We start from the raw sequence: 18395 nt of genomic DNA, 5'->3' as shown, positions 1-18395 counted from the left end.
ACCGGCCTCAGGTCGTCGAGAGGAACCCCGCGACGAGTTCCGCCTCGGCGCGCCTGAGCCGGTAGGAGACGGTCGAGCGCGGGCAGTCGAGTTCGGCCGCCAGATCGTCGAGCGTCGTCTCCCGCGGCGTCTCGTAGTACCCGTTCTCCGCGGCCAGTTCGAGCACCTGCCGCTGTTCGGGCCGGAGCGACAGCGACGCGAACGGGTTCGACGGCGACTCCGTGGCGTCTTCGAGGTGCTCGAACCGGTAGGTGATCCCCTCCCTGAGCGTTCCCCCGACCGTGTCGTAGAGCATCCCGACCTTCTCGTCGCTCTCCGTGAGGATCCGCCAGCGCGCCTCGGACTCTCGGCGGGTCACCTCCGCGAAGACGCCACCCTCGAGGTATCGACTGGCGATCAGCGAGACTGCGTCGCACCGAGTAGCCTCGGAGACGCGGGTGTACACGACGGCCCGCCGCGCCGTCGCCGAGAGCACGTCGCTGTATCGGCGCCCCGCACAGCCGCGGTCGCTGACCGACAGCAGGTCCCGCTCCTCGTCGGCGATCAGCGCCGCCGCCCGCTCGACCGTCTCCGGCGGTCCCGTGACCCTGTCGAGCCGCCAGACCTCGGAGTCGGAGACCGGACAGACCAGCGCCGTCGACCGCGCCTCGGGTGCGCCCGCGAGCGTGTCCATCAGCGGGTCGACCCCCGTCTCGTACGTCAGCGTGAAGACGAACTCCCGCATCTATTCCGAAGTTGTTCGGCCAGTAGCCAGTCAGTTTCGGTCGCGCTGTCGCGCCCCGCTCGTGCCGCGACCGGTCTCCGCCGTTGTCGTGTGCCAACGGTGGGTTGAGGGGACCGCCACGACTACCGGGTGTATGAGCGATACGCCCGCAGCCGAGCAGTCGATGCCGTGGTTCCTGAAAGCGATCATCCTCGTCGCGGTCCTCGTCGTACTGTTCATCGTCGCCGTGGACCTGTTGACGTTCGCGCAGTCGTTCTGAGCGCGAGCGCATCGGTCCGCTCGACCGGTCAGACCACGTCCAGCACGGCGACCGACAGCGCGACCTGTCCGAGGCCGGCGGCGATCATGACGACGGCCGCAACGCGTTCGAGCGCGCCCCCGTAGCGCCCGAGTGACCGCCAGGCGTCGACCCCCGCACTCGCCAGCAGGGTCACGCCGACCAGCGGCGCCGTCGCTGCGCCCGCATACGCAGCTAGCACCGCCGTCGCCCCCGCCGGCGGGAAGGTCAGCGCCTGCGCGACCACCCCGAGGAAGACCGGTACCACGCAGCCGGCCGCCGCGAGCGCGTACGCGCCGCCGAAGAGACCGAACCCGACCACCGAGTCGGGCCGGTTCGGGAGCGGGACCGTCGCCGACCCGCGGCCGGACAGCGCCGCCGCGCCGAACGCGACCAGCGCGAGGCCCACGAGCGGCTCGAACGCAGGCAGGAGCGACGTGAGCCGGCGTCCGAGCGCGTAGACGGCCCCCGCGACCAGCGCGAACGCGCCGAGCGAGCCGAGTGCGGCCGCGGCGGCCGCCGCTCCCGGTGCATCGTCGCCGCCGCGTTCGAGGAAGTACCCGACGTAGCCGGGGACGAGCGGGAACGCGCAGGGCGCGAAGAACGTCGCGACGCCGGCGCCGACCGCGAACCCCACCGCGCCGCCGAGCGCGCCCGTCATCCCTCCAGCACCGCCTCGAACGCCGACCGCAGGCGCCCGCCGGACGCGACTCCCGAGTGTCGCCACCGAACCACGCCCTCGGCGTCCGTCAGCACCAGGTACGGGAGGCCGTCGGCGTCGATCGCCGACATGACGGCGCTCTCCGGGTCGACTCCGACCGCCCAGTCGCCGTCGCGGCGCGCCCACCAGTCGGCGATGTCTGCCCGCGAGAGGCCGCCGCCGACGCGCTCGTTCGTCACCGAGACGAAGTCGAGGCGGTCCTCGAACTCCGGATACAGCGCCGTCAGCGTCTCCATCTGTCGGTCGCAGGGACCGCACCACGTCGCGAAGCAGTCCACGAGTGTCGGTCGGTCCGGGCGAGGGACTCGCAGTCGCCCGGCGTCGGATCCGGGCGCGTCGATCCCCTCGACGCGGACCGGCAGCCCGTCGCCGTCGTTGAACGGGCCGGCGCCGCCCAGCGCGAACACGCTGCCACCGGTGAGACTCACGCCCGCGATGGTCGCGACCGCCGTTCGCCGGTTCATGCCTCGCGGACCGCCGCCAGGTCGTCGATCAGTTCGTCCGGATCGGGCGATTTCGTCCGGTAGGCGCGTTCGACGTAGCCGTCGGCGTTGACCAGTATCGTCATCGCCGTGTGCGTGAACATGTAGCCGTCCGTCTCCGGCGGCTCGGTCCGCTGGAACGCGACGCCGAACGCGTCCGCGACGACCGCCTCTGCCCGCTCGGCGGAGGCCGGCCGGAGGAACTGCCAGTTTGCCGCCCCGAGCGCGACGTTTCGTTCGTCGGCGTACGCGCGAAGGCGGTCGGCGTCGTCGCGAGCGGGGTCGAACGTCACCGGGTAGAACCGCACCGCGTCGCCGTACCCCTCGTTCAGCGCGTGCGTCTGGACGTTCCGGAGCGTCCCGACCAGTACCGGACACACTGTCCTGCAGTGGCTGTAGAAGAACGTCAACAGCGCGGGGCGCTCGACCGCCCGGAGGTCGACAGTCCCGTCAGCGTGGACGGCCGGGAGGGACACGTCCGGCACCCGTTCGCCCCACGCGGGGTACGGCAGGTCGGCGCTCTCGAACTCCCGGTCCGGTTCGGACAGGACCACGTCGGGATTCCCGTCACCGGCTGCACAGCCCGCGACTCCCGCCGCTGCCGTCGACAGCCCGGCGAGATAGGTCCGTCGCCTCATGGGACGGTGAGAGGGGACTGATAACAATGAATGGAATGTTGTAGCACTCCAACGACGGCACAATACCAGACAGATGGTGACCCGGACTCCCGGTCCGTATCGACGAACGAAAGTCCCTCCACCTGGGGTGGAGCCCGTCATCTCGGGCCGGGCCGGTGTCGAACCCGCCGGACGGCGTCTACAACACTGCGACGCCGGCGGCGTACGCGAGTGCGAACGAGAGGCCGAACGACCCGGCCCACGCCCCCACCGTCAGGATGATTTTTCGGGCATCCACAGCCTCCCGACCGCCGACTGCCGCGCCGCTCCCGATGATGGCGCTGACGACGATCTCGTTGAACGAGACGGGAACGCCGAGCAGGACTGCCAGCTGCGCGATCAGGAACGAGGGGACGAGCGCCGAGATGGAGCGGCGCGGCCCGAGCGACGAGTAGTCCTGGGCGAGCGACTTTATCATCCGCGGCGCGCCCGTCCACGAACCGACAAGCATCCCGAGCCCGCCGCCGACGAGCACGGCGAACGTCGAGACCATCCCGACCTCGTCGAGTAGCGGGAGCAGCGGCCCGACGGCGAGGCCGACCTGACTCCCGCCCGCGGAGAACGCCACGAGCGAGCCGAGTGCGAGCAGCACGCGCCGAAGGCCACCGTGTTCGTCGCGACTGACATCCCACCAGACGGCCGCCGCAACGGCCAGCGCCGCGAGGCCCGTAATCCCGACCGCCGTCGCGATCCCGTCGACTGCTAGCACCCGCTGCCCGAGCCCGCGGACGGTTCCCGATGTGCTCCCCTCACCCAGGAAGCTGAACCGGACGTTCACGAGGACTGCCCCGACGAGCCCGGCGAGGACGGGAACACTGTACCGTTCGGGGACGCCGGGACGCGGAAGCAAGCTCGCGATGGTGAACGCGATACCGCCGCCGACGAAGGGGGTCAGCACCCAGACAGCGGCGATCTGCTGGTACTTCGACCAGACCGGCGTGCCGCCGAGGGCGAGGCCGACGCCGATGACGGCGCCGGTCACGGTGAACGCAGTCGCGATCGGATAGCCGGTCGTGATCCCGACCGCCATCAGCCCCGCGCCCAGCACGAGCACGAGGATGACGCCGGCGATCGGCAGGCTGATGCCGCCGACGAGGCCGCTCCCGACGGCTTCAGAGACGTTGCCGCCCTGTGTGACGGCGCCGGCGAAGCCGAAGATGCCGACCAGAAAAGCGGCTCGCATCGTCGCGATGGCGTTCGCGCCGACGGCGGGAGCGAAGGGGGTCGCGCCGCTCGACCCGGCGCCGATGACCCACGCCATGAACAGGCTGGCGAGCGCTGCACCGGCGAAGAGGGCGACGAGAGCGGGATCCATAGAAGCGGGTTAGTCTGCGCCCGTGGGGGCGGTATCTCGCGCGTGGTTCCGACTCCGCCAGTAGCCCTGGGCGTACGCGCCGAGGAACATCCCGGCGAGCGCCCAGAGGATCGTGACGTTGCCGACGCCGAGGCTCGCGTACGCCGCGCCCGGACAGATGCCCGAGAGGCCCCAGCCGACGCCGAAGACGGCGCCGCCGACCAGGACGTTCCTGTCGAACGGCTTCAGGCGCCGCTCGTAGGGGTCGCCCGTGAGCGGCGCGGCGTCCCGAATACGGGGCAACAGGGCGAACGCGATCCCGGAGACGATCGCAGCGCCGAACATCACGAACGGGAGGCCCAGATCCTCGAACTGGAGGAAGTTCAGCACGACCTCCGGGCGCGCCATGTGGCTGAACCCGAGCCCGAACCCGAACACGATGCCGCCGACGAAGACGAGCGGCTTGAACAGCGGGTGCCGGTCGCTCATGGGCTCACCCCCAGCGCGGCGACGACCTGTGCCGTCCCGATCGCGACGGTCAGGAACGTCAGGACGCCGGCCAGCGACGTCTTCGACGCCGAACCGACGCCGCAGACGCCGTGGCCGGACGTACAGCCCTTGCCGATCCGGGTTCCGATGCCGACCAGGATACCGCCGACGAACAGCCGCCACGGCTGGACGTCGGTCTGCCAGAGCGTCACGCCGGCGACCTCGTAGAGCTGGCCGGTCGTACCGGGCTCGTACAGCGAGCTCGTGACCAGGCCGGACTGGACGGTAGCGGCGAACGCCAGCCCGCCGAGGATGATACCGGCCGTGAACACGAGCCGCCAGTCCCGCGAGGCGACGTACTGCTGGAACCGGGACTGGTCGGAGACGTACGACAGCGTCGACTCCAGGAACGTGCTGGCCCCGGCCGGGATGCCCGTCCCGACGTATATCAGGACGGTCCCGAGGCCGACGAGCAGGCCGCCGACGGCGTACCGGCTGATCCCGTTCGGGAACAGGTCGGCGGCCGCCTGGAGCAGTACTGGGTCAGTGACCATCGGCGTCGTTAGTCACCCGCGAGCGAGTCCTGGCTGGCGGCGCAGTTGTTCGGCCCCAGTTCCAGAGTGAACGCTTCGTCGTCGTCGACGGCGTTCTGCCCGAGGTTCGTCGCGATGATGTCCTCGTAGTTGGCCGGCCGCGGCGGCATGTCCGAGAGGATCAGCTCGACGAAGTCGTCCTCGTCCATCCGTAGTGCGTCCATCTCCGCGACGAGCTCGCCGATGGGCGCGGTGTAGGTGCCGTCGGCGGCGGGTTCGGCGGCGTCGCTGAAGTGCGCGCCGCCGACGAGCGTGTCGTCGGGCAGCGCCAGGACGCGCTCTTGCAGCGACTCGTGGAGCATGCGCGCGGCGTCGGGCGCGCCCTCGTCGCCCTCTTCGAGGTCGGGGCGGGCGACGCTCTCGACGAAGAGCCCGTCGCCGGTCGCGAGCAGACTGTCGTCGACGAGGTACGAGGTCATCCCGGTCGTGTGGCCGGGCGTGTAAACGGTCTCGATGGTGGCGTCGCCGACTTCGAAGGTGTCGCCGTCCTCGGCCGTGGTCAACTCGTCGGCGTATGTGACGCCGCGGTCGACCGCTGCCTCGGGGACGACACCCTCGACGCCCTCGTCGTCGAGGTCACGCACGGCCGAGATGTGGTCGGCGTGGATGTGCGTGTCGAGCGCGTACTGCAGGTCGACGCCGAGGTCGTCGGCGTCGTCGAGATAGCGGTCGGTGAACGCACGCAGCGGGTCGATGACCGCTGCCTCGCCGTCGTCGTAGAGGAGGTAGCCGAGACAGCCCGAGGAGGGACGCTGGTACTGGACGAGTGTGCCAGCGCCGTCGTAGCGGTCGACTTCGACGGCCTCGTAGATGCTCGCCCAGCCGTTCATACCGTCTTCGAGATGGTTCACCTCGTAGCCCCGCTCCGCGAGCGTCCCCGCGACGAACTCGCTGGCGCCGCCCTTCGCGCACAGGACGGTTACCTCGCGGTCGTCGGGGATCTGGTCGAACACGTCCTCGTCGATGTCGTCCTCGAGGAACTGGAAGTACGGGACGTTGATCGACGTGACGTTCTCGCCGTCGATGCGCCACTCCTCGTAGTCCGAGCTCATCCGCGCGTCGAGCAGCGTCACGTCCTCGCCCGCATCGATGCGATCCTTCAGCGTCTCCGGGGCGACCGTCTCCACGTCGGCGTCCGGAGTCGGGAAGTCTTCTGCGTTCATGTCGTGCACCCCCATCTATCGGACGGACGTACTAAAGGGTTTGCATAGTATTCCACCTTCTGCACAATATAGAAATGCCCTTCGGATCTGGTGGGGGCGGTATATACGACTACACACCCGATGGTGGGGTGATTGCGATTTCATCCATGGCCCAGTAGTTTGCGGACGCCACAAGAATCGGCATTCTTTTAACCACGGAGCCAATATTGTGCGTTAGCTCCAAGACGGACCAACGGAGCGGACACAACAATGAGTGCAGAATACGACATCGCGGAGACGCTCGACGTGAAAGGCGCATCGTGCCCGATGCCGGTCGTCAAGACCAAATCGGCGATCGACGACCTCGGCGCCGACGAGGTCCTGGAGGTACTCGCGACGGACTCGGGCAGCATGAGCGACATCGACGGCTGGGCCGACGGCACGGACGGCGTGGAACTGCTCGCGCAGGAGGAGAGCGGTGACGTGTACAAACACTACGTGCGCAAGACGGAGTGAAGATGAGCACGGACACGTCAGACACGACAGCCGAGGACGCCCCCGACGCGGCCGAGGGTGACGCCCCCTCCCGCGCGGAGCTGGCCGCACGCGTCGCCGAACTGGAGGAGTCGCTCGCCGAGGCGGAGGCGAACGACGACACGAAGAAGATGTCGATCATCGCGACGAAGGGGACGCTGGACATGGCCTACCCGCCGCTGATCCTCGCCAGCACCGCCGCCGCCTTCGGCTACGAGGTGACGGTCTTCCACACGTTCTGGGGACTGGACATCCTCCACGAGGAGCGCTCGAAGGACCTCAAGCTCAGCTCCGTCGGCAACCCCAACATGCCCGTGCCCAACGCGGTCGCCGCCCTGCCCGGGATGGATCGGGTGACGACGAAGATGATGGAGAAGAAGATCGACGACAACGATACCGCCACCATCGAGGAGCTCCTCGAGACGAGTCTCGACATGGGCGTCGAGTTCCAGGCCTGTCAGATGACCATCGACCTGATGGACTACGACGAGGACGACTTCTACGACGGCGTCACCACTGGCGTCGGCGCGGCGACCGCCCTGCAGGACATGGCCGACGCCGACATCCAGCTCCTCGTCTAAACTCCGATGAACGAACTCGAAGGCCCGGTTCCACAGGTCGTCGATGCCGTCGCGGAGGCAGAGGGCGTCGAGCCAGCCACACTCGACCCGCCGCTAACCGAGGTCGTCGACCCGGACGCGCTCGAAACGTTGATCGAAGATTCGACGACGTCTGCCCTCGAAGTTCGATTCGCGTATCGCGGTCACGATATCGTCGTCGACGACAGCGGTCGCGTACGGGTCGACTGAAGCAGACGGGACATCTCTCCGATAGCGGTATCCACCGACGGCCACTCCAGCAGCGCCGTCCGATTTCAACGAGTAGTCTCTGAGAAACTATCGTAGCAGGGGCAGCGGAGAACGGTGGTCGCGTTAGGGCCACTCCGATTCGAGGGCGTCCAGCAGGCGCTCGACCTCGGCGTGCGTGTTGACCGCGTGGACAGACGCGCGGACGGCATCGGGCGTCGGCAAGGCACGAACGACGATTCCCTCCGACGCGAGTCGGTCGACCGTCGCTTCGGGGTCGTCCACGTCTATCGTCACGAGACCCGACTCGGGATCCGAGGGACCGAGAAGTCGGTCGTCGGGGACGCCATCGGCCAGTTGACCGGCCAATTGCTGGCTCCGGTCGGCGATACGCTCGACCCCCACCTCGTCGATAGCGTCGATGGCCTCGGCCAGAGCGACGTGCGGAGCCGGATTGGACGACCCGACCTCGAATCGACGGGCTCCGGCCGCGAACTCGTAGGGGTCCGCGGTCGGGGTTTCGACGCTCCGGTAGCCGACTGTGGCGGGCCGGAGCGCTTCAGCGGCGGTGCGGTCGACGTAGAGGAAACCGCCGCCCCACAGCCCCAGCAGCCACTTGTGGCCGGCCGCCGCGACGGCGTCGGCCCCCCACTCGCCGACATCCATCGGGAGCTGTCCCGGCACCTGCACGGCGTCGACGAGCGCGAACGCGCCGGCGTCGTGGGCGATATCTACGAGGTCGGCGACGGGCAACCGGGTGCCGTGCGTCCAGGTCACGGCGCTGAAACACGCCAGCCTCGCTCCGTCGACGGCCTCGGCGAAGGCGTCGAGATCCACACGGCCGTCCGCAGTCTCGACGACGCGAACGTCGACGCCCTCCTGTTCCAGGCGTTGCCAGGGAAGTGTCCCGGCCGGGTGTTCGAGGTCGGTCCGAACGACAGTATCGCCGGGCTCCCAGTCGATGGCGTTCGCGACGGCGTTGATGCCCGCTGTCGTGCTCTCCGTGAGCGCGATCTCGTCGTCGGCCGCACCGACGAAGGCAGCGACGCGCTCTCGCACCCGGTCGTACGCGTCGAACGCCACCTCGTAGGGGTCGTTTCGCGTGCTCGTCTCGTACTCGTGGGCCCGCACGAACTCGTCGGCTGCCTCGACGACGTACTGCGGACTCGGGCCGTGGGCACCGAAATTCAGGTAGACGTCCTCGTGCAGGGCGGGCGTGTCGGCGCGGAGTTCTCTGGGATTCATTTCGGTCTCCGCGAATTAGTCACTGTACCGGCCGATCAGTTCCCGGAGCGACTGTTCGGTCTGGCCGCCGCGGAGCCGTTTCACCGGCTCACCGTCCACAAACAGGACGAACGTGGGCGTGCTCTGGGCACCGAACTCGATCGCAGTTTCGAGGTTCGATTCGATGTCGACCGTCAGGACCGTCGCGTCCGTGTCGACGGCGATCGTCTCGAGAACCGGCTCCATCCGTCTGCAGGTGCCACACCACTCCGTGTAGAACTCCACGAGCGCGACGCTGCTGTCTTCGACGACCGCTCCGATGTCGTCATCGCCGAGCGAAACCACGCTGTCGGTCTCTGCTGTCTGTGTCGCCATTATCTTACTGTACGCCCCGCATGTTTAATAGTATTGGGGTTGATGCACAATACAACCCTCCGCGGACGGGGGCCGTCGGGATCGAGCGGTAGAGTGCCCGAATCGGGGGAAACTCATCAGTCCGTCTCCCCGGGGGACCGGTCACGGCCGATCGCGCCTGCAAGCGCCAGCAGGTAGCCCAGTCCGTACTGGACATCTGGGTCGCGTACTCCGCGAAGCAGGCCGAGGGTTCCGACCTGCTCGGGGGGATTCCGCTCCGCTTTACCGACACTCTCCAGCAGCCGTTCGAGGCCGTCACGAGTATCGTCGTCGGACGCGGTCTGCGCGACCTCCCCGAGCGCGGCGCCGGTACCGGCCAGTGACGTGACCATCTCGTCGTCGAGCGCCGCGGTCGCGAGCGACCCGACCTCCGCGAGTTCGGCCAGCTCGTCGAGGGTGCCGCTGCGCTGGAGCGCGAGCAGCGTGTCGAGTGCCTCCCGCAGTTCGTCCCCGTTCTCCCCGACCGTCTCGGCGAGCGCCACGGTCTCGTCGGTCGCCAGCCCGTCGGCCGACTCCGCCAGCGTCGACCCCGTGGCCGAGAGCTCCCGGACCATCTCGTCGTCGAGTGCGCTCTCGCCCAGCGAGAGCACGTCCAGGAGCTCGTTGACCGCGTCGAGGTGGTCCACGAACTCGGCGACCGCCTCGGGGTTCTGTTCGATCGCCGCCTCCAGCTCGGACCGCTCGGGACTCTGCTGGTCGGACATGGTCAGAGCAGTCCCCGTGCAGTCAGCCAGTAGGACTCGTTGTACGCCAGCTTCGACCAGTGGAGTTTCTCCGAGGGCGGCGCCGGCGACGGCGGAGTCTCGTAGTCGAACTCGACGAACGAGGCCGCGTCCATTCCCGTCTCGATGAAACACAGCGTCTTGCCGTCGTAGGTCGCCGTGGCTGGACGACCGCGGATCTCGCTGGCGAGGCGCTGGCCGACGACGCCGGCCTGGTAGTGGGCGACGCTCCCGGCGTTCGGGACGCCCGTCGCGGCCGTATCCCCGAGCGCGTAGACGTTTTCGGCGGCCTCGGCTTCCAGCGTGTGCTTGTCGACGTCGACCCAGCCGTCGTCGCCGAGCCCCGCCTCCTCGATCAGGTCGACGCCGCCGTGGGGCGGGATCGTCACGAGGAGGTCGTAGTCGAGTTCGGTCCCCTCCATCGACGTGACCGTCTCCGTCTCGGGGTCGACCGACTCGGCGTTGAAGAACGTCTCCACCCCGATGTCGCGTTCCTCCATGATAGGCCGGGCCCACTCGGCGATGTGGGGGTTGCCGTGGACGCGCTGGACCGGATACGTGTAGGTGATGTCGACGTCTTCCCGCAGGCCGCGCTCGCGGAACCAGTCGTCGGCCATGAAGACGAACTCCAGCGGCGCCGCCGGGCACATATGGGCGGTTCCGATAACACTCAACACGAGGTCCCCCTCAGTGAACTCGAGCAGTTCGTCGCGCAGGTCGGTCGCACCCGACTCGCTGTAGTAGTCGTGACCGCCCTCCGCGAGGCCGGGGATCTGCTCGGGCTCCAGCGTCGACCCGGTCGCCAGCACGAGGTAGTCGTACTCGATCGGCGAGGTGGCTCCGTGGAACCGGAGTCGCTGGCCGTCGGTGTCGATGTCGGTCACGCGGTCGATCCGGATGTCGACTGCGTCGTCGACGAGTTCGCCGAGGCGACGCCGACCGTCGGCCGGTTCGCGCTTGTCGAACGGCACGTACAGCCAGACCGGTTTGTAGACGTGGTCGGGGTCGTCGTTGACCAGCGTAACGCGAACGTCGCCGGCGTCGAGTTCCGAGTCGAGCCGGTCGGCGAGGTCGTTCGCGAGGACGGTCCCACCGGTCCCGCCCCCGACGATGACGACGTGCTCGGTCATGCTTTCTCCACGTAGAACGCGCTGTGGTCGTCGCGTTCCTCGACCGCGAGTAGTTCGTTGCCGGCTTCCTCGGCCCACTCTGGCACGTCGGTGAGCGATTGTTCGTTGTCGCTCAGCAGTCGGATCACGTCCCCCGACTCGGCGCCCCGGATCGTTCCGATGAGGTCCATCAGCGGGCCGGGACAGGCTGCGCCTCTGGCATCGACGGTATCGTCAGGCTCGATGTCGGTCATGGATGTCTCACAGGCGGCAGTTGGGAACGGGCAGTATTAGTATTGTGTGTTCATTCCAAGATTCTGAAAATCCATGGAGTGGTTATCGGGTGGTAATCGGAGAACCGCGGGGAGAGTTGTGCGACTACCGTTCGAACACGAGCGCGTAGTGGTACGGCGGCAGCTCGACCCGGCGGTCACGCTCGAAGGGAGCCGCCGAGAGCACGGCCTCTTCCGTTTCTCCCGGGGTCATCCGAAGCTCCGTCGGGGGTCCCCGACGTTCACCGCCGACGGTCGTCGTCTCGCGCGGGCGGTCGTGCCAGTTGACGACGACCAGGCGCCCGCCGGATTCGACGGCCTCGAACGCTTGCTCGACGAAGTCCGGCTGGTCGTCGACGCCGTGGAACGTGTTTGCCACGACGAGCGTGGTAACTGGTTCGGGGATGACGCCGGTCAGGTTCCGGGCGTCGCCGCGGATCGGGATGACGTTCTCGATGTCCTGCTGTTCGGCGAGCTCATCGAGTTCGTCGAGAAGTGTCTCGTCCAGGTCGACCGCATACACTGGCTCGGACTCGGCGATGCGAGCGGCCGGGAGCGCGAAGTAGCCGCTCCCACAGCCGACCTCGGCGACCGACTCGCCGGACGCGAGTCCGAGGTCCCGGAGCGTCGCACCGGGCGTCGGCCAGAGTCTGCTCCACCAGTCCCAGTCGGGCTGCCCGGTGTTCTGGAACCGATCCATCGCTACCGGGAGCCCGACGTGTCGACCCCTATCAGGCGGTACAGGAGACAGACCCGGACGAGCCCGGTGCCGACGAGCACGAGACCCAGCAGCGTCAGAACCGCGCCGGCCGCGAGGCCGAAGCCGAGCAGGTCGCCGAGCGACGCGAGTCCCACGGCCGCGAGTGCGATGCCGGCGGCGATCCGGACCACTCTGTCCGTGGCACCGATATTGTTCTTCATACCCAACAGTACACAACACAGAAACCTAAGTCTTGCCCGGAGCGGGCCGCCCGCGATCCGCTCGCTCCGCCCGGCGGTCGTCCGGCGGGCCGCTACCGTTCGGTCGCCGACGCCCACGCCGCCGGCAGTCGCGCGTAGACGACCGCGTTGTCCACGAGCGCGTCGACGGTCGTGTACTCGTCGACGGCGTGGACGGTGTCGGTGCCGAACGCGAACTCGACGGTCGGGATATCGGCGTTACGGAGCGTCTTGGCGTCGCCGCCGCCGGTGGCGCTCCGTCGGAAGACGCGCTCGCCGCTCACCGACTCCGCGGTCGACGCCACCGCGTCGACGAGCGGGCTGTCTATCGGTTCGGCCGTCCCCACGCTCCAGGACACGTCCGTGATGGAGACGCCCTCGCAGTCGGCCGCACAGGACCTGATGTCGGCGAGCACTGACGACGTCTCCACGCCCGCCGCGAGCCGGACGTCGATCTCGGCGCGGGCCGACTGGGGGACGCTGTTGATCGCCTCCCCGCCCTCGAGCGTCCCCAGGTTGATCGACGGGTACGTGAAGAGATCGCGCGCGACCCCCCGGCCCATCGACGGCGCGTAGTACTCGACGGACTCCTCGACGACCGGTTCGACACTCCGGGGGATCTCCAGCCGGCGCTGCCCGAACCGCTCGCGGAGGGTCTCCACGGCCCCGTAGAGTCGGTCGATCGCGTTCTCACCGAGCACCGGCCGCGACCCGTGCGCTGCGTCTCCGGTGGCTTCGAGCGTCAGCCAGATGCTGCCCCGGTCCGCGACCGTGACGGAGTGGCGACCCTCCTCACAGGTCGGCTCACCGATCACACACGCGTCGGCATCGAGTTTCCCGGCCTCCAGTAACGCGGGTAGCCCGGCGTCACCACCCACTTCCTCGTCGCTCACGAACGCGAACAGGAGGTCGACGGGCGGATCAGTGTCGGTGGCTGCGAAGGCTCGAATCGCGAACAGCATCGACGCCACGGCGCCTTTCATGTCGGTCGCGCCGCGACCGTAGACGCGGTCGTCCGCGCGCTCGCCGAGCGGATCGCGGGTCCACGCGTCTGTGTCGAACGGCACCGTATCGAGGTGCCCGTTGTACAGCAGCGTGCGGTCGGACTCGCCGGGGACACGGACGAGGAGGTTCGGCTTCGCGGGGTCGGCCGCAAAACGCTCGACATCGACCGAAAGCGGTTCGAGGAACTCCTCGATCTCGATGACGATCTCGCGCGTGTCGCCGGGCGGGTTCGACGTGTCGATCGCGAGGAGGTCGAGGGTCAGCGAGAGCAGTTCCTCGCGGTGGGCCCGCACGTGCTCGGGGGGAGTCGTGTCGCTCATTCGCTCTCAAACTCCCCCTCGAGAACTTTCGCCGCCGTGAGAATCGGGTCCCAGACGGGGCTGAACGGCGGCGCGTACGCCAGGTCGGCGTTCCGGAGCTCGGTCACCGTCAGGCCCGCCCTGAGGGCCGTCGCGACCGTGTCGATGCGCTTCGCGCCTTCCCGGCCGACGACGCTCCCGCCCAGCAGCCGACCGGAGTCGCGGTCGGCCAGCAGCGTGACGGTGAGCTCGGCACCGCCCGGGTAGTAGTGGGCTCGCGTCGGCGCCGATATCGTGACCGAGACGGGGTGGAAGCCGGCGTCCCGGGCCCGCTCCTCGTCGAGGAGTCCAGTTCGGGCGGCCCCGAGGTCGAACGCCTTGACGATGGCCGTCCCGGCGATCTCGCCGACCGGCTCCGGACTCCCGGCGACGGTCCCCCCGATGGCGCGACCGGCGCGGTTGGCTGTCAGCGCCAGCGGGACGTGGTCCGGCTCGCCGGTCACGACGTGGCGCGCCTCGGCGCAGTCGCCCGCCGCGTAGACGTTCTCGTAGTTCGTCCGACCGTACTCGTCGGTCGCGATCGCCCCGGTCTCCCCCAGTTCGATGCCGGCGTCCGCCGCGAGGTCGGCGTTCGGTTCGACACCGACGCCGACGATCGCGACCTCGGCGGGGTGGGACTCGTCGTCGAGCGTGACGCGCTCGACGCGCTCGGCACCCTCGAAGCCCGAGACGGCAGTGTCGAGGTGCAGCTTGACTCCCTGCTCGCGGAGATAGTCCTCGACGACCTCGGCCACCGCGTCACCGAACGGCTGGAGGACGTGCGGCAGCATCTCGTAGAGGTGGACGTCGACGCCGTGTGCCGACAGCGCCTCGGCCATCTCGATGCCGACGTATCCGCCGCCGACAATCGCTGCGGAGTCGGGCGAGTGTTCGGTGACGTAGGTCTCGATGGCGTCGGCCTCGTCCATGTCGTGGATGGTGAACACGCCGTCGAGACCGAGCCCGTCGAACGGCGGTTCGATGGCGCTCGCGCCCGTCGCGACCAGGAGGTGGTCGTAGGGCTGGTCGAACGTCTCGCCGTCACCCTCGACGGTGACGGTTTCGGCCTCGGGGTCGATACCGACGACCTCGTGGCCGGTCCGGAGGTCGATATCCCGCTCGCCGCGGAACTCCTCGGGCGTCACGGCGACCAGGTCGTCCAGGTCCTCGACCTCGCCCTTGACGTAGTAGGGCATCCCGCAGGCGGCGTAGGACACCCACTCGCCCTTCTCGAAGACGACAACGTCCAGTTCCGGGTCTTCGCGCCTGGCCTTGCTCGCGGCGCTCATCCCCGCGGCGTCACCGCCGATGACCACGAACGTGTCGCTCATAGCCGTAGGTTCGACTGGCTCGAACTAAAGTATTTCGCGAATTTCACAATACCGGGAACGGGGGCTCGACCGCCAGTCTCAGGTATCGAGGCGATCCCGCCCGAGGTATCGTCGAAGGTCACAGACCAGCCGGTTCGGCGACTGCGTCGTCCGCACGGTCGAACAGCGCCGCGAACAGCTTTCGCTCCGCGGCGCGGAGGTGCTGAGTGAACGTCGACTGGTTGATCCCCATCGTCGCTGCGACTTCCTCGCCGCTGGCGTCGCGCGGCCACTCGAAAAAGCCCGCGAAGTAGGCCGTCTGGGCGGCCTCCAGCTGGCGGTCGGTCAGCGACTCCTCGAAGGCGGTCCGGAGTTTCGTCTCGGCGGCCGCGTCGGGTTCGCACTCGCGCTGGGCGACCAGGTCCAGTTCCGGATACGACGACTGCACGGCCTCGACGACCGACCGGATATCGTTGGACCGGGCGATATCGGCGACGAGACGACCGTTACCCTCGGTAACCGTCTGCGACTGGACGGCTGCACCGTACCGGGCCAGCGTCGTCACGACGGCGTCGTCGAGAGTCAGCCTGACGCCGCACCGCTCGTCGCCGTCGCACAGTACTTCGGCCCGTTCGATCCCCGGAGCGTCGCCGGCGTGAGCCGAGACGGCGTCCGGTTCGCAGCCCCTCACGGAGACGTAGGCGGCACAGTCGCCCTCCTCGTCGTCCCCGACCCGGTCGAGTTCGACCGTGCACTCCAGCGCCGACGCCAGCGAGACCAGCGGGTCGTCCGTCCCGTCGAGCCGGAACTCGAGGCGAGTTACCTCGTCGGACGCGAGCGTCCGGCGGTTCTCGGCCGCGTTGATGGCGTCCCCGACAGCCAGCCCGAGCTCGGCGAACACCGACCGATCGATGGCCTCGAACGCGCCGTCCGTCCCGGCCTCGACGAACAGCGCGCCGTAGTCGGCGTCCTGATACGATAACGGGACGACGACGCCCGCGGCCGCTGCGGGGTCGTCGACGGGCGCCCCACCGTCGTCGACGAATGCCGGTCGCCGCTGTTCGAGGACCGTACCGGCGACGTCACGGTAGGTCGACGAGCCGTCGAGGCGTGCTTCGACCGCCTCCGGGTCGACGCCGGCAGCGGTCCGGACCGCGACGTCCCCGTCGACGAGTCTCCGGGTGCCGACCCAGGCGGCGTCGAACAGATGCGATGACGCGAACCGGTCGCAGAGCGCCCGCTCTACTTCGCGCCGGTTCGACGCCGCCACCAGCTCCCGGTTGACGTCCCGGATGACCTCGTTCGTGTTGTTCAGCCGCTCGAGGCGGTCGTTTTGCTCCTCGATCCGGAGCTGTCGCTCCTTGCGCTCGGTCACGTCCCGCTCGACCGCGACGTACCGCTCGACCGTCCCTCCCTCGTCGGTGATCGGCGCGACGGTCGTGTCGACCCAGCACAGCTCCCCCGACTTCCGACGGTTGACGATCTCGCCTTCCCAGACGTCGCCCGAGGATATCTGCTCCCACAGTTCCGTATAGAAGGCTTCGTCGTGCTCCCCGGACTGCCACAGGCGCGGGTTCTCGCCGACGACCTCCTCGGGGCCGTAACCGACGACGCTCTCGACCGCCGGGTTCGCGTACTCGATGGTCCCGTCGGGGCCGGTCAGGAAGATGGCGTGACCGGCGTGCTCGATCGCCTTCCGGAACCCTCTGAGACGCTCGGTGACGCGCCGCTCCTCGACGACGTAGCTCGACAGGTAATACACGGTCAACAGCGCGAGGACGCTGACCGCAAGCCCCGGAAGCTCCTCGACCGGCGTCGTCGAGTTCCGGGCGGACAGCAACTGACGGGTGGCCATCAGCGACAGCATCACCGTCAGGAACCCGAACCGACGGTCGCTGCTCCGGGCGAGCAACACCAGCGAGTACCCGACCCCGGCCAGCCTGAGGATGACGGACGCGACGAGGACCCCGTTCACGAGCGTCCACCTCCGACGACGGGTCGGGCGTGTCGGTCACCGAGCGCGGTCATAGCTCGAACTTGTTCGCACCACCTCGTATAAGCCCTCGGGCTTTCCCAGTCGCTGGGACGCGGTCCAGCGGGCGACCGGCACGGGCCCGTTCCCGGCGTTCCAAACAGTATTGGGTCGGGAGTTATCCCCCGCTTCGGGCCCGTCCGGCGGGGCAAAGAGTATCGGTACCACGCTCACCTCCCCGGCTCGTGTAGGTCTACGCGTATGCCTCAGTTCGACCGGCCATACGGACGCGGCCCGACGTGCGGGTGGTACCGATGAGCGGCGCGAGCGACGACCGGCTGCCGGGCGTCCCGGACGTGGGCGCCGCCGACCCCGACGCGATGGTCGACGCCGAGGCGGCCGATCCCGGGGACGAACTGTCGAAGACCGACCACGACACGGATCTCGGGATCGCGATGGCCGAGGACGCCAAGCGCGTCTCCCGGGGCGAACTGTCGGCCGAGGAGTACTGGGAGCGATACGACGAGGCCGCCGAACGCGAGTTCGGCGACGCCTATCGCGAGACCCCCAACCCGTCGATCGAGAGCGGCGACCAGACGATCGCCGACGAGACCGCGGACTCGCTGGGCTGTTCGGTCGGTTCGATGGACTCGGTCGCTTGCGAGCTCTCCGCCGACGGAGACGGGGCCGACGCGACCGGCGACGGAGCGGACGGCGACGAGCGCTGGGGAATGGTCATCGACCTCCAGAAGTGCGTGGGGTGTGACTCCTGTACGGTCGCTTGTAAGGCCGAGAACCGGACGCCGCCGGGCGTCTCCTACAACGTCGTGATGGAGGAGGAACACGGCGAGTTCCCGGAGGTCACGCGGACGAACGTCCCCCGGCCCTGCATGCAGTGCGAGAATCCGCCGTGCGTGCAGGTCTGTCCCGTCAGCGCGACCTACAAGATGGACAACGGCGTGGTCAACGTCGACTACGACCGCTGTATCGGCTGTCGGTACTGCATGATCGCGTGCCCGTACGGGGCGCGCTATTTCGACTTCGGCGAGAACTACGACGACGAGGTCGACGAGGCCGGCGAGGTGACCAGCCCCGAGTACGGCGTCGACCGCGGGAAGCGCGAGGGCGACGAGTCGCCGGTCGGCAACGTCCGCAAGTGTAGCTTCTGCACGCACCGCCTGGAGCGCGGCGAGGAGCCGGCCTGCGTCGAGACCTGCGTCGGCGACGCCCGGAACATGGGCGACCTCGACGACCCCGACAGCGAGGTCGCCGAGATGGCCGACTCCTCGCGGGCGTTCCAGCTGAAAGAGAGCGAGGGGACCGACCCCAACGTCTACTACCTCAAGTGACC

Annotated in this window: 23 protein-coding genes; 5 read left to right on the top strand and 18 right to left on the bottom strand. The window is 68.6% G+C overall.

Annotated elements, in window-relative coordinates; translation table 11 throughout:
* Positions 1 to 7 precede the first annotated feature (7 nt).
* Entirely contained in the window at positions 8 to 724 is a 717-nt protein-coding gene (locus tag ACMGFG_RS13930) for a helix-turn-helix domain-containing protein (protein WP_436930930.1), read from the bottom strand.
* 133 nt (positions 725 to 857) lie between these two features.
* Here ACMGFG_RS13930 and ACMGFG_RS13925 point away from each other — a divergent pair, with 133 nt between their 5' ends.
* Entirely contained in the window at positions 858 to 983 is a 126-nt protein-coding gene (locus tag ACMGFG_RS13925) for a hypothetical protein (RefSeq protein WP_436930929.1), read from the top strand.
* Positions 984 to 1011: 28 nt separating this feature from the next.
* On the opposite strand, the gene ACMGFG_RS13920 is transcribed toward ACMGFG_RS13925, so the two are convergent.
* The 7 genes from ACMGFG_RS13920 to ACMGFG_RS13890 form a co-directional block, all read right to left on the bottom strand.
* Entirely contained in the window at positions 1012 to 1662 is a 651-nt protein-coding gene (locus ACMGFG_RS13920; RefSeq protein WP_436930928.1) for a cytochrome C biogenesis protein, read from the bottom strand.
* A complete protein-coding gene (locus ACMGFG_RS13915) occupies positions 1659 to 2186 on the bottom strand; it encodes a TlpA family protein disulfide reductase (RefSeq protein ID WP_436930927.1) in 528 nt (175 codons plus the stop codon). Before ACMGFG_RS13915 ends, ACMGFG_RS13920 begins: the two co-directional genes overlap by 4 nt.
* Positions 2183 to 2842, bottom strand: a complete 660-nt coding sequence (locus tag ACMGFG_RS13910) for an SCO family protein (RefSeq protein WP_436930926.1) — start codon at positions 2840 to 2842, stop codon at positions 2183 to 2185. Before ACMGFG_RS13910 ends, ACMGFG_RS13915 begins: the two co-directional genes overlap by 4 nt.
* A 178-nt stretch (positions 2843 to 3020) precedes the next feature.
* Positions 3021 to 4196, bottom strand: coding sequence for an inorganic phosphate transporter (locus ACMGFG_RS13905; protein WP_436930925.1), 1176 nt, complete (start codon positions 4194 to 4196; stop codon positions 3021 to 3023).
* A gap of 9 nt (positions 4197 to 4205) precedes the next feature.
* Positions 4206 to 4664, bottom strand: a complete 459-nt coding sequence (locus ACMGFG_RS13900) for a YeeE/YedE family protein (RefSeq protein WP_135366483.1) — start codon at positions 4662 to 4664, stop codon at positions 4206 to 4208.
* Positions 4661 to 5218, bottom strand: coding sequence for a YeeE/YedE family protein (locus tag ACMGFG_RS13895; protein WP_436930924.1), 558 nt, complete (start codon positions 5216 to 5218; stop codon positions 4661 to 4663). Before ACMGFG_RS13895 ends, ACMGFG_RS13900 begins: the two co-directional genes overlap by 4 nt.
* An 8-nt stretch (positions 5219 to 5226) precedes the next feature.
* Entirely contained in the window at positions 5227 to 6420 is a 1194-nt protein-coding gene (locus ACMGFG_RS13890; protein WP_436930923.1) for an MBL fold metallo-hydrolase, read from the bottom strand.
* 249 nt (positions 6421 to 6669) lie between these two features.
* Between ACMGFG_RS13890 and ACMGFG_RS13885 the strand changes: the two genes are divergently transcribed.
* Genes ACMGFG_RS13885 through ACMGFG_RS13875 form a run of 3 tightly spaced genes read left to right on the top strand, consistent with a single transcriptional unit; the run spans position 6670 to position 7742 of the window.
* Positions 6670 to 6915 carry a sulfurtransferase TusA family protein gene (locus tag ACMGFG_RS13885; RefSeq protein ID WP_436930922.1) on the top strand — a complete coding sequence of 82 codons (246 nt, stop codon included), beginning with the start codon at positions 6670 to 6672 and terminating at the stop codon, positions 6913 to 6915.
* Positions 6916 to 6917: 2 nt separating this feature from the next.
* Positions 6918 to 7514 carry a DsrE/DsrF/DrsH-like family protein gene (locus ACMGFG_RS13880; protein ID WP_436930921.1) on the top strand — a complete coding sequence of 199 codons (597 nt, stop codon included), beginning with the start codon at positions 6918 to 6920 and terminating at the stop codon, positions 7512 to 7514.
* Between the two features lie 6 nt (positions 7515 to 7520).
* Positions 7521 to 7742: a HalOD1 output domain-containing protein gene (locus ACMGFG_RS13875; RefSeq protein WP_436930920.1), complete on the top strand. Its 222-nt coding sequence runs from the start codon at positions 7521 to 7523 to the stop codon at positions 7740 to 7742.
* Between the two features lie 123 nt (positions 7743 to 7865).
* Here the strand turns inward: ACMGFG_RS13875 and ACMGFG_RS13870 are convergent, their stop codons facing one another.
* The 10 genes from ACMGFG_RS13870 to ACMGFG_RS13825 all read right to left on the bottom strand — a co-directional run bounded on the left by ACMGFG_RS13870 (position 7866) and on the right by ACMGFG_RS13825 (position 17047).
* Entirely contained in the window at positions 7866 to 8984 is a 1119-nt protein-coding gene (locus ACMGFG_RS13870; protein ID WP_436930919.1) for an aminotransferase class V-fold PLP-dependent enzyme, read from the bottom strand.
* Positions 8985 to 8999: 15 nt separating this feature from the next.
* A complete protein-coding gene (locus tag ACMGFG_RS13865) occupies positions 9000 to 9338 on the bottom strand; it encodes a thioredoxin family protein (RefSeq protein WP_436930918.1) in 339 nt (112 codons plus the stop codon).
* A gap of 116 nt (positions 9339 to 9454) precedes the next feature.
* Positions 9455 to 10081, bottom strand: coding sequence for a helical membrane plugin domain-containing protein (locus tag ACMGFG_RS13860; protein WP_436930917.1), 627 nt, complete (start codon positions 10079 to 10081; stop codon positions 9455 to 9457).
* 2 nt (positions 10082 to 10083) lie between these two features.
* Positions 10084 to 11229 (bottom strand): NAD(P)/FAD-dependent oxidoreductase, encoded by a 1146-nt coding sequence (locus ACMGFG_RS13855; protein ID WP_436930916.1) that lies wholly within the window; start codon positions 11227 to 11229, stop codon positions 10084 to 10086.
* Complete coding sequence (locus tag ACMGFG_RS13850; protein ID WP_436930915.1) at positions 11226 to 11462, bottom strand: sulfurtransferase TusA family protein; 237 nt, start codon at positions 11460 to 11462, stop codon at positions 11226 to 11228. The genes ACMGFG_RS13855 and ACMGFG_RS13850 overlap by 4 nt, the downstream gene beginning before the upstream one ends.
* A gap of 124 nt (positions 11463 to 11586) precedes the next feature.
* A complete protein-coding gene (locus ACMGFG_RS13845) occupies positions 11587 to 12180 on the bottom strand; it encodes a class I SAM-dependent methyltransferase (RefSeq protein WP_436930914.1) in 594 nt (197 codons plus the stop codon).
* 2 nt (positions 12181 to 12182) lie between these two features.
* Positions 12183 to 12401 (bottom strand): YgaP family membrane protein, encoded by a 219-nt coding sequence (locus ACMGFG_RS13840; protein WP_436930913.1) that lies wholly within the window; start codon positions 12399 to 12401, stop codon positions 12183 to 12185.
* Positions 12402 to 12493: 92 nt separating this feature from the next.
* A complete protein-coding gene (locus ACMGFG_RS13835; RefSeq protein ID WP_436930912.1) occupies positions 12494 to 13744 on the bottom strand; it encodes a M20 family metallopeptidase in 1251 nt (416 codons plus the stop codon).
* Entirely contained in the window at positions 13741 to 15093 is a 1353-nt protein-coding gene (locus tag ACMGFG_RS13830) for an FAD-dependent oxidoreductase (protein ID WP_436930911.1), read from the bottom strand. Before ACMGFG_RS13830 ends, ACMGFG_RS13835 begins: the two co-directional genes overlap by 4 nt.
* A 118-nt stretch (positions 15094 to 15211) precedes the next feature.
* A complete protein-coding gene (locus ACMGFG_RS13825) occupies positions 15212 to 17047 on the bottom strand; it encodes a bacterio-opsin activator domain-containing protein (RefSeq protein ID WP_436930910.1) in 1836 nt (611 codons plus the stop codon).
* 311 nt (positions 17048 to 17358) lie between these two features.
* On the opposite strand from ACMGFG_RS13825, the gene ACMGFG_RS13820 reads away from it, so the two are divergent.
* Positions 17359 to 18393 (top strand): 4Fe-4S dicluster domain-containing protein, encoded by a 1035-nt coding sequence (locus ACMGFG_RS13820; RefSeq protein WP_436930909.1) that lies wholly within the window; start codon positions 17359 to 17361, stop codon positions 18391 to 18393.
* Positions 18394 to 18395: the final 2 nt, after the last annotated feature.

Origin of the sequence: Halosimplex halobium, from assembly GCF_051414055.1 — an archaeon.
In the GTDB taxonomy this organism is placed as follows: Archaea; Halobacteriota; Halobacteria; order Halobacteriales; family Haloarculaceae; genus Halosimplex; species Halosimplex halobium.
This window is presented reverse-complemented; position numbering and strand designations above follow the sequence as displayed.